Below are 14341 nucleotides of genomic sequence, written 5' to 3' on the forward strand. Positions count from 1 at the left end.
CGGCTCTTCGGCGGCAACAACGGAAAGCAGTAAATGACTAAGCGTTTAACCCTTTGGGCCCTGCCATTGGCGGTGAGCATGATTCTGGCCGGCTGTTCTTCAAATTCAGCTAGTGAACCTGCGCAATCGGCTGCTTCAACGACCTCCGTAGACAGCCAGAAAGAGGCTGCCTCGGATGGCGCGCTCACTGCCGAGCAGGTGAAATCCGTCGCTTCCAAGCTTATGGAAGGCGACAACGCAGTCCAGGTGGTCGGCAACGAGCAAATGCAGCAGCAACTGGAAATTGCCAAGAATGCGAAGGCTCCCAGCGGCATCAAACCGGAGAAATGCGCCGAGTTGAATGCCAAGTATTCAGTCACCGACTTGACAGCATCCGTATCCGCAACGGCAACCAGCTCCTCGGAATCCGTCGGCAAGGTCGTGCAGGTCTTCTCCTTGACAGACGATGCCACCCGCAACAACGTTTCACAGGCGCTGACCCTGGATGATCTAGAGGGATGCGAAAACGTCACCGTTGAGACCGGTGGCGAAAAAATCGAAACTGAACGCCAGATCCTGCCCTTGGACGTCAAAGCTGACCAGTCGTTGACCATGTCGACTCAAATGGACGCAGGTGGAGGACAGCTATTGACCTCGGTCGTGGTGCAGGCGCTGCGGGACGGCGATTTCGTCCTGGTTACCTTGCAGACAGGTTCGCAGCAAGCAGCTGAGCTGGCCGCGCAAGCGGTGGAATTGACGGATCGTGCGTTCGTCGAAATCGACGCGGTTCGAAAGCAATAGTCGCATGTGCTCGGTGCCCCGACTCGCCAATATCAGGCGGTGCTGCGCGTAGGAGCGGGATGCCCGTGGCGGTAGCGACGCGGATAGTTTGCCGAGAAGCAATGCATCTTCCGAGTCACATTGAAGCCCCTGGCAGTTGAAGTGCGATTCGACTGCCAGGGGCTTGTCCATGTGCGGCACCTGCGGATTTCTCTTTGACTGATGCTTTCCTGGCAGTGGGTGGCGTTTGACCAGCTCTTGACGATTCAAGTGAACAGCTTGCTCAAGTCCATTCGCTGCAACACTCTCTTGTTGTCTTTTTATTTCCAACATATTGTGAAATGCTGTGGGTGGCTAATCATCACCATAGTGAGGAAATCACCATGAAAAAGCGTTCACTCTGGGTGCTGCCCGTAGCAGTTGCCCTGGCACTGACCGGTTGCAGCTCGAATGCGGGAACCGAAGGAGCTGCAGGCTCTTCGGAGGCCCCTCAGGAACAGGAAAGCACGACAGTCCCGGCGCTGACCGCCGAGCAAGCCGCTGCGGTCGCCAAAACTCTCGGTGGAGACGAACCGAATGTGCAGGTTCTGGATAGCGCTGCGCTGAGCGCCTCGGTTGAAAGCGCAAAGGGACTGATCGATCAGATGGAGATCGAACCAGCGCAGTGCGCGGAATACGTTGCGCAGCAGGGAACCCAGGACCTGGACGGCGTCAACATGGCTGCAGCGATTGTCGTCGGCGAGGCCGGTGAGAGCAGCAGCTATTCGGTCGCTGGCTACGAGGATGCTGCCAAGCTGGAAGCAATCAACAAGATGGCAGATGCCAAGGACTTGCAGGGTTGCGAGGACTTCTCGATGAAGGTAGCAGGCCAGGAAGTTTCGGCCTCTGCCAAGATCCTGGATGCCGAGTCTGACGCAGACAAGACTATCGCTACCCACACCGCCATGACCATGAACGGTGCTGAAGTGCCGGGCGGTTCGTACCAGATTCAGGGCGTAGTTGGCGACAACGTCGTTGCCGTCTCCCACACCCAAACCACCGAACAAAGTGAAGACGAGGCTGTGAAGACTCTCGTTGAGGAACTGAACAAGGCGGTTGCAGAGGTCAAGGCGGCGGCCAAGTAAGCTCGCTTCCGGTGGCGAATGCCCCTCTGGTTCCTGGACCAGAGGGGCTTCGCGCATTTGCATGGAAAATACTTCCAAAGTGAGGCAGCAGCTGCCGATGGATGGAGTGGTCTCAGACGAAGGTTCGGTTAAGAACCTGCTGATGAACCGTGTCCATGGCCAGTGGAGCGGCGCAATGTGCGGACACGCTCCGAGCAAGAATCAGTGAGAAACGCGCACCGAGGCGGTGTCTCGTTTAAAGTCACCTCCTCAATAAGCAAGAACCTTGCAACGCCCGGCAGTGGCCCAGAAGCGGGAGCAAGCTACTGAAAACGCAACACGGTTCCGCTCGACCCCTTGAATTTATTGGGAAGTCGCCGAAAGCTGTAGCATTGATTAAGGCCAATTTTCTGGCCAAAACCCATTTGATTTTGCATAGCTAGTCGGCATCCGGAAATATCTCTGAAGTCGACGGACGGAAAAGGACACCCCGAGTGGTTTTGAAGCTTTCCACTACCTTCTTGCGCACCTTGCGTGAAGATCCGGTTGACGCCGAAGTCGCCAGCCACAAGTTGTTGGTACGCGCCGGTTACATCCGTCGTGCGGCCCCGGGAATCTACACCTGGTTGCCGTTGGGTTTGAAGGTCCTTGCGCGTGTTGAAGCTATCGTTCGCGAGGAAATGAACGCTATCGGCGGCCAGGAAGTCCACTTCCCAGCGCTGTTGCCACGCGAGCCTTACGAGCAGACCGGCCGCTGGACCGAATACGGCGAAGGCCTGTTCCGCCTCAAGGACCGCAAAGATGCGGATTACCTCCTGGCTCCGACCCATGAGGAAATGTTCACCCTGCTGGTGAAGGACCTGTACAACTCGTACAAGGATCTGCCGGTCTACCTGTACCAGATCCAGAACAAGTACCGCGACGAAGCACGTCCGCGCGCGGGCCTGTTGCGCGGCCGCGAATTCATCATGAAGGATTCCTACTCCTTCAACATCGATGACGAGGGCCTGGACGAGGCCTACATGGCGCACCGCGCCGCCTACCTGAAGATTTTCGAGCGCCTGGGACTGGAAGTTGTCCCGGTCTTCGCGCAGGCAGGCGCCATGGGCGGCTCCAAATCCGAGGAGTTCCTGCATCCAACGGCTATCGGCGAGGACACCTTCGTGCGTTCGGCAGGCGGCTATGCTGCGAACGTCGAGGCTGTGACCACCGTGGTGCCAGAATCCATCGATTACACCAACGCACCTGCGTTCGAGGTCGTCGATACCCCGGACACCCCGACCATCGAAACCCTGGTGGCCGCGGCCAACGAGCTGCGCCCACGCGAGGCCGGTGCCTGGGAAGCCAAGGATACCCTGAAGAACGTTGTCCTGGCCGTGACCGACCCTGAAGGCAACCGCCAGCTGGTAGTCATCGGTGTTCCAGGCGACCGCCAGGTGGACCTGAAGCGCGTCGAAGCTACCGTAGGTGCCCCGCTGGGCATCATCGGCGAGGTCCAGGTTGAAGCCGCTAACGGCGAAGACCTGGCTAAGCACCCAGAATTGGTTGCTGGCTACATCGGCCCGGGCAACGGCCTGGACAAGGCTGTTCTGGGTACCGAGGGAACCAGCGGCATCACCTACCTGGTTGATCCCCGTGTTGTATCCGGCACCTCGTGGATCACCGGCGCAAACGAAAAGGGCAAGCACGTCTTCGGCCTGGTGGCCGAGCGCGACTTCGGCTTTGACGGCACCATCGAGTCGGTCAACGTGCTCGAAGGAGATCCGGCACCGGATGGCTCCGGCCCGCTGCGCACCGAACGCGGCATCGAAATGGGACACATCTTCCAGCTCGGCCGCAAGTACGCCGAAGCACTGGATCTGCGGGTCCTGGATCAGAACGGCAAGCTGACCGTCGTCACCATGGGTTCCTACGGCATTGGCGTCACCCGTGCGGTAGCCGCGCTCGCCGAGGCGTACCACGACGAAAACGGCCTGGCATGGCCAAAGCAGGTTGCCCCAGCCGACATCCACATGGTTGTCACCGGCAAGGGCCCAGAGCTGCTGGAAGCCGCCGAGAAGCTGGCCGCCGAATTCGAAGCGGCCGGCCTGGAGGTCATCCTGGACGACCGTCCAAAGGTTTCCGCTGGCGTGAAGTTCTCCGATGCGGAACTGATCGGCATCCCAACCATTGTCGTGGTGGGCCGTGGCCTCGCAGAGGGCGTCGTCGAGGTCAAGGACCGTACCTCAGGCGAACGCCGCGACGTCAAGGTCGAGGACGTCGTTGGGGAGCTGTCTGCCTAAGAGCGCGGCAGCCGAAAACTGAATAGGGGAGTAGCGCGGTGCAAGAGATCTTGGAATTGCTGTCCGTCAACGGTGAACCCGTCTCCTTCTGGCCCCTGGCCTTGCTGCTTCTGGCAGCCTTGGGCGCTGGATGGATCGACGCGGTGGTTGGCGGCGGCGGCCTGATCCAATTGCCCGCGCTGCTTCTTTTCCCCGGCATCACTCCGGTGCAGGCGTTGGCCACGAATAAGCTCGGCTCGATCTTCGGGACTGCAACCAGCGCGGTGACCTACTACCGGCGCACCAGCCCGGATTTGAAAACTGCGATTCCGATGGCATTGACCGCGATGCTCGGGGCGTTCGGCGGAGCCGCGCTGGCAACAATACTTCCAGCCGAAGCGATTCAGCCCATCATCATCGCAGCACTCATTGCGGTGCTGCTCTTCACGATCCTCAAGCCCAAAGCGGGGGAGCTGTCGCGCCTGCGCTACACCGGGCATGGGCACTATCTGCGCGCCATCCTGATCGGGCTGCTGATCGGCGGCTACGACGGGATGATCGGGCCAGGCACTGGATCGTTCTTGATCATCGCCATGGTGACGGTGCTGGGCTACAACTTCCTGCAGTCCTCCGCCAAGGCGAAGATCGTGAACCTGTGCACCAATCTGGGTGCGTTGCTGCTCTTCGTCCCGACGGGGCACGTCTTGGTAGCATTAGGCCTGGCCATGGGCTTGATGAATATGCTCGGCGGCTACCTCGGCGCGCGCATGGCCATCTCAAAGGGCAGCGCCTTCATACGCATCGTCTTCGTGATCGTCGTTTCGGCACTGATCATCAAGCTCGGTTCGGACCTGATCCTGGCCGGCAACTGAAAGGTCTAGCGGCTTCCGGCAGCTGATGTGCTAATTGGCGGGTAACCGGCATGATGCTGGACCTGTTGCGGTTCCATGGCATGAACCATGGAACTGGTCGGCATTTGCGCGATCCTGAAGGTCAGGAAGCTAGAGCCTAATGCGGCTTTGTAGAGTTGGGCAATTGTCGTGCGGGGTTCCAGCGGATCCACGGTCTTCAACGCGGTGGAACCGATTGATACGTACAAGAACCACAAATCGTTGTTCTCGGGGTCGAGGGTAGCGACCAGCACCGGAGGCTGATGCGCGGCTACGAGCGACATGACGTCGTTTACAGATTCTCCGGATTGAGCAATGACAATGGGCATGCCCTGAATCCAACCATGTGCGCTGAGCTGCGCACGACCTTGCCGTGAACTGATCACTTCGCTGACCAGTTCAGCTATCGTCGAACGCATGTATCGACCTGACATTTCACTACCTCCAATTGACGACCTAGCTGCAAGTGGTTAGTTCCCCAATAAGTGGAAGAAAGCGGAAATTTTCACTCCGTTTTAGCGGAGCTGAATGCCGAATCTTAAGCACTTGTTATTCACCATAGACCCTTTGGCAGTGAATATCGAGAGCAGTTGAGTAGGAATGAAATTCATGTAGTTACAGCTCCATTCGATGGTGGAGTGAATAGGGAAGACTGGTAACTGAAATTACGGTCGATTACGAAAAACCGGTATCGGGTATGCCAGTTTCAACGAGACGCAAGGTTAAAAACCACTGATCGTTGAAACATTGCCTGCTTCATCTCGACAGAAACGTCTGTTCCAACCCTGGCCATAATTCGCCGTGGAGAATAAAGGTTGTAATTATTTCGTGATAAATCAACGACGTGGGAAATATGCCAGAAAAATCTGCTGGAACTCAAGCTATTTCTTGGACTCGACAGTTTCCAAGAGACGGTAGTCACTACTTGATCCGTGGAGTTCGCGGAGAGCTTGGAATGCTAGGGCGGAAATTTCCAATCCAGCGGCGCCATCGGTATTTCCCGCTGCTACGACCAGCGCTTCAGCAAAATCTTCTTCGGCTGCTGCGGAGAGCTTGGCTAGTTCTTCCAGTCCGCCTTCGGGCAATGCATAGGCGGGCTCGCGCAGGTCTGCACACCGGTCGTCAACGACGTCGCGCAGGCCGCGAAGCTGATTTCCCAATTCGCTGCGCCGATCTTCAATGGCATCCTCGGCTGACTCAGCGCCACGAGCAGCCGTGAGCTGAAGAAGGAAATCCAGCGCGTAGCCGCGGTCCAGTGCACGGGCGACGGCCGTTGGCTCGATGTCCTGCGCTCCGGTGATTTCCATAGCCGGATCCAGCAGATCTGCATGCGGCAGGCAGGCTACCAGCTGGTCATTCTGCTTTTCCTCGCCCGCGACTTTGCTCAGCGGCAGGGCCAAGTCGAGGTCGCGCTTGTCACCTGAAGATGCGACTGCACGGCGGGCATCCAGATTGATCTGGAAGGCAATCTCGGCCAGTTTCGAATCCCTGGGCAGCGACGGCTCCTCGAATGCAGGCATCTGTGCCGAGGCATGGGCGACATTCGTGGCAAGGGCAACCAGTGCGTCGGGGGAGTAGCGTTGCGGCAACGCTGCAGGTTCTTGGTCATCGAAACGCAATTCGCCGAGCAGTGCTGAACCCTGCGACAAGGAAGTTGCCAGTGTGGACAGCTGTGACGCGTTTTCCTCGGGTGCCAGTTTGGCCAAAGCCTGTGCCTGGGATGCCAGATCCGCGAGCTTTGCTCCCTGTTCCCACATCGTGCGTTGATCGGCGCTGGCCTCGCTGACTTGTTCGGGCAGTCCGTGCTCGACCAGGGCACCATGAAAGAGCGTACTGCCTGTTCCCCACGTCACTGCCACGGCAACTGCGCCAGCCAAGGCCGGAGCAATCCAGCCCGGAGCACGGCGTGCTTGCCTGTCGGAGCGAGGGGAGGAATAAGGCGTTTTTTCAGTCATAGCGTTTCGATCATGCCATGATCAACACAGGCAATGAGGGCATTGGCGGTGCCGCGCGCCACGATGAATGGAAAATGGGCGTGAGTTCCTTCACCTGTGCCCGTTTGGATGTTCTCAATGGGCGGAACGCAATATAGGCTTAAAGGACAACATCGAATAGCGTGGGAGGATATCCATGACCGGAATGCCGGCCGATACCGAACAGGAAGCGCAGCGTCTGACTGCATTGCTCTCCAAAGACGTAGAATCCCACGGGCTTCTCTTAGAAGAAGTCACCTTGCGTCCCTCCGGCAAGCAAATGATCCTGCAGATCATCGTCGACAAAGCTGACGGGCATGAAACGCTGGATCTCGATGAACTTGGCGAAGTCACCACCACCATCTCCAATGCCCTGGACAAGGACGCCGTCTATGCGAATGCGGCTCCATACGAACTCGAAGTCAGTTCCCCTGGACTCTCCCGACCGTTGACTGCCCAGCGCCACTGGATCCGCGCCATCAACCGCATGGTCAAGCTTTCACTGGCAGACGGCACGAAGCTCCGCGGACGCCTACTAGAGGTCAACGAAAATGACGTGCTGGTTGCCGAGCACCGCGAGCCGGCCAAGAAGGGCATGAAGGTCAAGGTGCTCGAACCTGCGACCCATGCATTTGAAAATATCCGCAAAGCAGTTGTCGATCCAGAACTGAACTTCGACGACGCGCTCTTGGACACTGTCGATACTGAAGATTTGGAGGGCTAAGCGTGGATATTGATATGAATGCGCTGCGCATCCTGGAAAAAGACCGCGACATCCCGATGGATGTCTTGATTCCAACCATCGAGTCGGCCCTGCTGCTGGCCTACAACAAGACCGAAGGCGCCATGCCTGGCGCTCGCGCGCATATTGAGCGCAGCAACGGCCATGTGGCGATCCTGGTGGAAGACCGCGATAACGCTGGCGTGCTGCTCGGCGAATTCGACGATACTCCTCACGGCTTCGGCCGCATTGCCGCTTCGACCGCACGCCAGGTGATCATGCAGCGCCTGCGGGAAGCAGAAGATGCGCAGGTCGTCGGCGAGTACGCGGCCCGTGTCGGCACCTTGATCTCCGGCGTCATCCAGCAGGGCTACTCCTCGCACATGGTGCAGGTCAAGCTCGGCGACCTGGAAGCGCTGCTGCCGCCGGTCGAGCAGTCGCCAGGCGAGAAGTACCAGCACGGCAACCGCCTGCGCGCCTACGTTGTCTCGGCCGAGCGCGGCAACAAGGGCCCGGCCATTACCCTGTCGCGCTCCCACCCGAACCTGGTTCGCCGGCTGTTCGAAATGGAAGTTCCGGAAATCGCTGACGGCACCGTCGCGGTCGAGGCGCTGGCCCGCGAAGCTGGCCACCGCACCAAGATCGCCGTGCGTGCAACCAAGGCCGGCGTCAACGCCAAGGGCGCCTGCATTGGCGAAATGGGAACCCGCGTGCGCGCTGTGATGAACGAGCTGAATGACGAAAAGATCGACATCGTCGATTACAACGAGGATCCAGCAAAATTCATCGCAGCGGCTCTGTCCCCGTCGAAAGTCATCTCGGTGGAGATCCTGGACGAAAGTGAACGCCGTGCCCGCGTGGTTGTCCCCGACTCCCAGCTCTCGCTGGCGATCGGCAAGGAAGGGCAGAATGCCCGCCTCGCAGCCAAGCTGACCGGTTGGCGCATCGACATCCTGGCCGCATCGGGCGGCAAGGAACCGCAGCTGTAAGCAGCTGCCGAAGAATTCCAGTTCAGCGTGCTGGACGCCTGGTTGCGTGTGAGCCACATCTCATGCGCGCTATGGCGTCCAAACGCGCTAGACTAGTAGATGGCTCGTAATAACTTGGGAAGGTGGCGACGGCGCTCGCATGAAGCTGCATCAGCAACGCACGTGCATTGGCTGTCGAACCGTAACCAATAAGAACGAGCTGCTCCGTTGGGTCCTCAAAGACGGTGCACCGCTGCGTGCGGTGAATCTGGATCTGCAAGGTTCCGCTTTCGGGCGGGGCGCTTGGACCCACGGGACCGAAAAGTGTGTGCAGCAAGCAGTGCAGCGCCGAGCGTTCGCGCGGACCTTCAGATCCGCGGTAGACGATTCGCAGGTACTGCAGGAATTCACTGCATACGAAGATCAGTTGGCAGCAAGCCAGCTATCTGGCAAACATGATGAAAGCGGGTCAGAAATCTGATGGCAACCCGATGAGTCGGCAATGCTGAGCGCACAACGATGAATTATCAGTTCTGCGTGATCCACCGTGCGACGGAAGAATTTCACGAATTACACAGCTGATCTGCCAGACCGCTGATCCAAAGATTTATCTTTTGATACCGGGGTTTGAGCAGATCACATCGACACAGGAGAGATGTGGCTAAACCCCGCGTTCACGAGCTCGCCAAAGAGCTCGGAATCACTTCAAAAGAAGCACTAACCAAGTTGCAGGACATGGGCGAATTCGTTCGTTCCGCTTCCTCGACCGTTGAACCACCCGTAGCGCGCAAGCTGCGCGACGCATTCCCGGGTTCGAACGGTGCCGCCAAGCCAGCAGCTGCGAAGCCAGCCGCCGCCAAGCCAGCGACCCCTGGAGCTCCAAAGCCGGCAGCTACCCCAGGTGCCTCGGCGCCGAAGCCAGGCGCCAAGCCGGCTCCGGCTCCTGCTGCACCAGCAGCACCTGCCGCTCCAACCGCGAAGGCAACCCCTGGCGCTCCATTGCCGGGTGCAGCCCCAGCACCGAAGCCAGGCGCCAAGCCGGCTCCAAAGCCAGGCGCTCCGCGCCCAGGCAACAACCCGTTCTCGTCCCAGCAGGGAATGCGCGGCGCTGAGTCCGGCGAACGCCGTGGCGGCGGCAGCCGCGAAGGCGGTCGTGCCCCACGTCCAGGCGCCCCACGTCCGGGCGGTCCACGTCCAGGCAACAACCCGTTCTCCTCGCAGCAGGGCATGCGCGGCGAAGGTGGCCAGGGCGGTCCTCGTCCGCCACGTGACGGCCAGCGCGGTCCACGTCCAGCTGGTGCTGGCGGTCCACGCCCGGCTCGCGACGGCCAGGGCGGCCCACGCCCGCCACGCGATGGCCAGCGCGGGCCACGTCCAGCCGGCGCAGGCGGCCCACGCCCAGCAGGCCAGGGCGCTCCACGCCCAGCTGGTGCAGGCGGTCCACGCCCAGGCGCCGGCACCACTGCAACTCCGCGCATGATGCCTAATCGCACCGATCGTCCAGCCCCAGCAGGCGGCGGACGTCCGGGTGCAGGTGCCGGCGGACGCGGTCGCCCAGGTGGCGGCGGCGGTGGCGGCACCGGTGGCGGCTTCCGCCCAGGCGCACCACGCGGCCGCGGTGGCGTTGGCGGCGCTTTCGGCAAGGGAGGCGCCGGTCGCGGCAAGCAGCGCAAGTCCAAGCGCGCAAAGCGCCAGGAATTGGAGCAGATGAGTGCTCCGTCATTGGGCGGCGTGAATGTTCCGCGCGGCACCGGTGACACCGAGATCCGTCTGCGCCGCGGCGCGTCGATCACCGATTTCGCTGACAAGATTGGCGCCAACCCGGCCGCGCTGGTGACCGTGCTGTTCCACCTCGGTGAAATGGCTACCGCAACCCAGTCGCTGGATGAGGCGACCTTCGAGGTGCTCGGTGAAGAGCTGGGCTACAAGGTGCTTGTCGTCTCCCCAGAGGACGAGGACAAGGAGCTGCTCGAAGGCTTCGGACTGGACCTGGAAGCCGAACTTGAGGCCGAAGGCGAAGACGTGCTCGAAGAGCGCGCCCCGGTCATCACCATCATGGGCCACGTCGACCACGGTAAGACCCGACTGCTGGATGCCATCCGCCAGTCGAACGTCATCGAGGGCGAGCACGGCGGCATCACCCAGCACATCGGTGCATACCAGATCAACCATGAGCACGAGGGCCGCCAGCGCGCGATGACCTTCATCGATACCCCGGGCCACGAGGCGTTCACCGCCATGCGTGCCCGCGGTGCCGAGGTCACCGACGTTGCAGTGCTGGTTGTCGCAGCGGACGACGGCGTCATGCCGCAGACCGTGGAAGCGCTGAACCACGCACAGGCTGCCGGCGTGCCGATCATCGTCGCAGTGAACAAGGTCGATAAGGAAGGCGCCAACCCTGACAAGGTCATGGGCCAGCTGACCGAGTACGGCCTGGTACCCGAGGAATACGGTGGCGACACCATGTTCGTGAAGGTTTCTGCACTGCAGAAGCAGGGTATCGAAGAGCTGCTGGACGCTGTCCTGCTGACCTCCGATGTCCTGGAGCTGAAGGCGAACCCGGACAAGTCCGCTCGCGGCGTGGCCATCGAAGCGAACCTGGACAAGGGCCGCGGTTCGGTTGTCACCGTCCTGGTCCAGTCCGGCACCCTCTGCGTTGGCGACACCATGGTGGTGGGCACCGCCCACGGCCGTGTGCGTGCAATGTTCAACGAGAATGGCGAGAACCTCGACGTGGCACTGCCATCGCGTCCGGTACAGGTCCTGGGCATGTCCTCGGTTCCGCGTGCTGGCGACGGCTTCCTGATCACCGAAGACGAGCGCACCGCCCGCCAGATCGCTGACAAGCGCGAGACCGCAGAGCGCAATGCCATGCTGGCCAAGCGCCGCAAGCGCATCACCTTGGAAGACTTCGACAAGGCTGTTGCCGATGGCAAGATCGATACCCTGAACCTGATCCTCAAGGGTGACGCTTCCGGTGCTGTCGAGGCACTGGAAGATTCGCTGATGAAGATCGAGGTAGGCGACGACGTGCAGCTGCGCGTGATCCACCGCGGTGTCGGTGCGATCACCCAGAACGACGTCAACCTGGCAACCGTGGACAACGCCATCATCATTGGCTTCAACGTCCGCCCAGCCGAGCGCGTGGCAGAACTGGCCGACAAGGAAGGCGTCGACATGCGCTTCTACTCGGTCATCTACTCCGCGATCGACGACATCGAAGCAGCGCTCAAGGGCATGCTCAAGCCGGAATACGAAGAAGTGGCCCTCGGTACCGCCGAGATCCGCCAGGTCTTCCGCTCCTCGAAGTTCGGCAACATTGCCGGTTCGATCATCCGCTCGGGCACTATCAAGCGCAATTCCAAGGCCCGCCTGGTACGCGACGGCAACGTCGTGGGCGACAACCTGTCGATCGATTCGCTGCGCCGCGAGAAGGACGATGTCACCGAGGTCCGCGAGGGCTTCGAATGCGGTATCGGCCTGGGGTCGTTCAACGACATCAAGGAAGGCGACATCATCGAGACCTTCGAGATGCGCGAAAAGCCACGCGACTAATTGCCGACAGGCAATTAGCAGTGTGACTCACTGATTCGTGGGCGTTTGACCGATAAGCTTTGGTCAAGCGCCCACGAGTTTTGAACCATTAGGAGAAAACCATGGCTGATTCAGCCCGCGCCGCACGCCTGGCTAAGCGCGTACAGGTCCTCATGGCCCAGTCGCTGCGCAACGTCATCAAGGACGAGCGCATCGACAACGTCACCGTGACCGATGCCCGCGTCACCAACGACCTGCAGCACGCTACGGTGTACTACACCGTCTTTGGCGATGACGAGATGAAGAAGGACATCGCCGCCCTGCTGGAAAAGCGTGGCGGCGCCCTGCGCAAGGAATTGGGCCGGAACCTGACCATCCGCCTGACCCCGACGCTGGCCTTTGTTGCCGACGAGATCCCCGAGGGCGCCTCGCATCTGGAGGAACTGCTGGCCAAGGCCCGCGAGAAGGATGCTGAGGTAGCGGCCCTGCGCGAAGGCAAGGACTTCGCCGGAGACCAGGACCCGTACAAGAAGGACGAGGACGGCGACGAAGCCTAAGCTTCGAAGCGCCAACCGGCACCGTCTGCCCATTCCCCGGACCTCGCGTGATCGCCAGGTCCGGGGAATTTCTTGCATTGAATTGGCCTAACCGAGCTGGCGTTCCGGGGATTCAGCATGGCGGTCAACGAGTTCCCGCAAAGTTCCTAGATGCTGCTTGAGTTCTTTGAAAGCTGCCGGGCTCAGAAGATCCTGCCAACGCCGTTCAATCCTCGCTTCGATATCGCGCGCCGCCAGTTGCGCTTTCCGACCGTACTCCGTGAGGACAACCAGTTGGGCGCGGGCATCTCGTGGGTCATGCTGACGTGCAACCAAGCCGATCTCTTCCAGTTGCCTGAGCAGATAAGCGGCACTTTGCTTTGCGATACCGGCAGCGTTGGCTAACTCCGTTAATCTGCTGCCCTGTTCCCCGATTCGCGCTGCAAGCCTTCCCTGGGCAATGGTGAAATTAAACCCGGCATCGTGCAGCGCCGTGACAATTTCTTCTTCGAAAGCGCGCTGGGCGATGAAGAGCAGGGTTCCGATGGACATTTCTTCTCGACCTTCTATTGACATGTTAGTCAGAATATCTCACTATTTAGTCAGAGTCTCTTACTACTTGGAGGTGTGACAGATGTTGGCCGAGGAAATGTGGGATGTCATCATCGAGCAGCGCTTGGAACTCTTCAAGATTTTGCAAGCACTGAGCCCGGAACAATGGGCGGCGCCTTCGTTGTGCCAAGGATGGAGCGTCCAGGACGTGGCGGCGCACGTCATCAGCGCACCGCAGCTAAACGCATCCTCCATGATGAAGCTGATGCCGTCTATGCTCAGGCACGGTTATAACGGGACGGTCCTGCGCGATGGGCAAATGCGGGGGAGAGCAGGCGCGTTTGCAATTCTTGAGCAGTACGAACGGTTCGCAACAATCAAACGAGGCCCATCGATGGTCAACGTGAAAGAAACCTTGACTGATACCTTGGTGCACTTCCAGGACCTTGTGCGACCCTTGGGAATCCGGCACATGATGCCGCCAGAAGCAGCGGTCGAAGTTGCTCAACGTCTGGGGCGGACGGGTTTGATGCTGGGCAGTCTCAACGTGATCCGTTCGGTGAAAATGATTGCCCGTGACGCCAGCTTCGAATCGGGGAAAGGGGAGCCGGTATTCGGGCCCATCGACGAGCTGGTAATGCTCAGGGCAGGGCGAACGCCACGCTGGGAAGCGCTTACGGGAGATGGCATCTCCATTGTCCGGGAGCTGCGGGAAAAGAAGGAAGCAAGGACGGATCCATAGCAGCCTAGCTGCAATGCCGTGAACTAGTGTCGCTGTCATGGCGTCTCCATGGGCACCGTCACGCGGTTTCGCTCGGGGCGGCGGCACCGCCTAGGACGCGGACAGCAGTCTGGAAATTTGAGACGGCTTGCGGGAGCTCTTTTTATTCCTGCCGAACTCCTACCGGGAATGCGAGCAATCAAGCGCACAGGCGCACAGGACTTCCTACGTGCCATCCTCTGGAACCGCAATTACCGCCGGACAGCTCGACGAATGCAGGCCCGTATTTTGGAGCGCCGAACGAGCGGATCGCAGTCCGCTTT

At 60.0% G+C, this 14341-nt stretch carries 13 protein-coding genes; 10 read left to right on the plus strand and 3 right to left on the minus strand.

What is annotated here, in order from left to right; translation table 11 throughout:
- The first annotated feature begins 78 nt into the window (after positions 1-78).
- From ACR9WD_RS04855 to ACR9WD_RS04870, 4 genes are all read left to right on the plus strand, one after another.
- Entirely contained in the window at positions 79-780 is a 702-nt protein-coding gene (locus ACR9WD_RS04855; protein WP_434922848.1) for a hypothetical protein, read from the plus strand.
- A 362-nt stretch (positions 781-1142) separates the two neighbouring features.
- The gene (locus ACR9WD_RS04860) at positions 1143-1883 is read left to right on the plus strand and encodes a hypothetical protein (RefSeq protein WP_434922849.1); all 741 of its coding nucleotides are present in this window, start codon (positions 1143-1145) and stop codon (positions 1881-1883) included.
- A 473-nt stretch (positions 1884-2356) separates the two neighbouring features.
- Positions 2357-4144, plus strand: a complete 1788-nt coding sequence (locus ACR9WD_RS04865; protein WP_190264784.1) for a proline--tRNA ligase — start codon at positions 2357-2359, stop codon at positions 4142-4144.
- A gap of 59 nt (positions 4145-4203) precedes the next feature.
- Positions 4204-4995 carry a TSUP family transporter gene (locus ACR9WD_RS04870; RefSeq protein WP_143181070.1) on the plus strand — a complete coding sequence of 264 codons (792 nt, stop codon included), beginning with the start codon at positions 4204-4206 and terminating at the stop codon, positions 4993-4995.
- A gap of 5 nt (positions 4996-5000) precedes the next feature.
- Here the strand turns inward: ACR9WD_RS04870 and ACR9WD_RS04875 are convergent, their stop codons facing one another.
- Positions 5001-5342 (minus strand): hypothetical protein, encoded by a 342-nt coding sequence (locus ACR9WD_RS04875; protein ID WP_121866437.1) that lies wholly within the window; start codon positions 5340-5342, stop codon positions 5001-5003.
- Positions 5343-5894: 552 nt separating this feature from the next.
- The gene (locus ACR9WD_RS04880) at positions 5895-6968 is read right to left on the minus strand and encodes a hypothetical protein (RefSeq protein ID WP_434922850.1); all 1074 of its coding nucleotides are present in this window, start codon (positions 6966-6968) and stop codon (positions 5895-5897) included.
- A 175-nt stretch (positions 6969-7143) separates the two neighbouring features.
- Here ACR9WD_RS04880 and rimP point away from each other — a divergent pair, with 175 nt between their 5' ends.
- The 5 genes from rimP to rbfA all read left to right on the plus strand — a co-directional run bounded on the left by rimP (position 7144) and on the right by rbfA (position 12766).
- The gene (gene rimP / locus ACR9WD_RS04885) at positions 7144-7710 is read left to right on the plus strand and encodes a ribosome maturation factor RimP (RefSeq protein WP_038989669.1); all 567 of its coding nucleotides are present in this window, start codon (positions 7144-7146) and stop codon (positions 7708-7710) included.
- Positions 7711-7712: 2 nt separating this feature from the next.
- A complete protein-coding gene (nusA, locus tag ACR9WD_RS04890; protein ID WP_038989667.1) occupies positions 7713-8696 on the plus strand; it encodes a transcription termination factor NusA in 984 nt (327 codons plus the stop codon).
- A 139-nt stretch (positions 8697-8835) separates the two neighbouring features.
- Complete coding sequence (locus ACR9WD_RS04895) at positions 8836-9156, plus strand: YlxR family protein (RefSeq protein ID WP_052253499.1); 321 nt, start codon at positions 8836-8838, stop codon at positions 9154-9156.
- A 176-nt stretch (positions 9157-9332) separates the two neighbouring features.
- Positions 9333-12230 (plus strand): translation initiation factor IF-2, encoded by a 2898-nt coding sequence (gene infB / locus ACR9WD_RS04900; RefSeq protein WP_190264786.1) that lies wholly within the window; start codon positions 9333-9335, stop codon positions 12228-12230.
- Positions 12231-12331: 101 nt separating this feature from the next.
- Positions 12332-12766 (plus strand): 30S ribosome-binding factor RbfA, encoded by a 435-nt coding sequence (gene rbfA, locus ACR9WD_RS04905; protein ID WP_254590552.1) that lies wholly within the window; start codon positions 12332-12334, stop codon positions 12764-12766.
- An 87-nt stretch (positions 12767-12853) separates the two neighbouring features.
- Here rbfA and ACR9WD_RS04910 read toward each other — a convergent pair whose 3' ends face one another.
- Positions 12854-13297, minus strand: a complete 444-nt coding sequence (locus ACR9WD_RS04910; protein ID WP_170214610.1) for a MarR family winged helix-turn-helix transcriptional regulator — start codon at positions 13295-13297, stop codon at positions 12854-12856.
- An 82-nt stretch (positions 13298-13379) separates the two neighbouring features.
- On the opposite strand from ACR9WD_RS04910, the gene ACR9WD_RS04915 reads away from it, so the two are divergent.
- The gene (locus tag ACR9WD_RS04915) at positions 13380-14039 is read left to right on the plus strand and encodes a maleylpyruvate isomerase family mycothiol-dependent enzyme (protein WP_190264788.1); all 660 of its coding nucleotides are present in this window, start codon (positions 13380-13382) and stop codon (positions 14037-14039) included.
- Positions 14040-14341 lie beyond the last annotated feature (302 nt).

Source organism: Glutamicibacter sp. PAEs-4 (assembly GCF_051161755.1).
Taxonomy (GTDB): Bacteria; Actinomycetota; Actinomycetes; order Actinomycetales; family Micrococcaceae; genus Glutamicibacter; species Glutamicibacter nicotianae.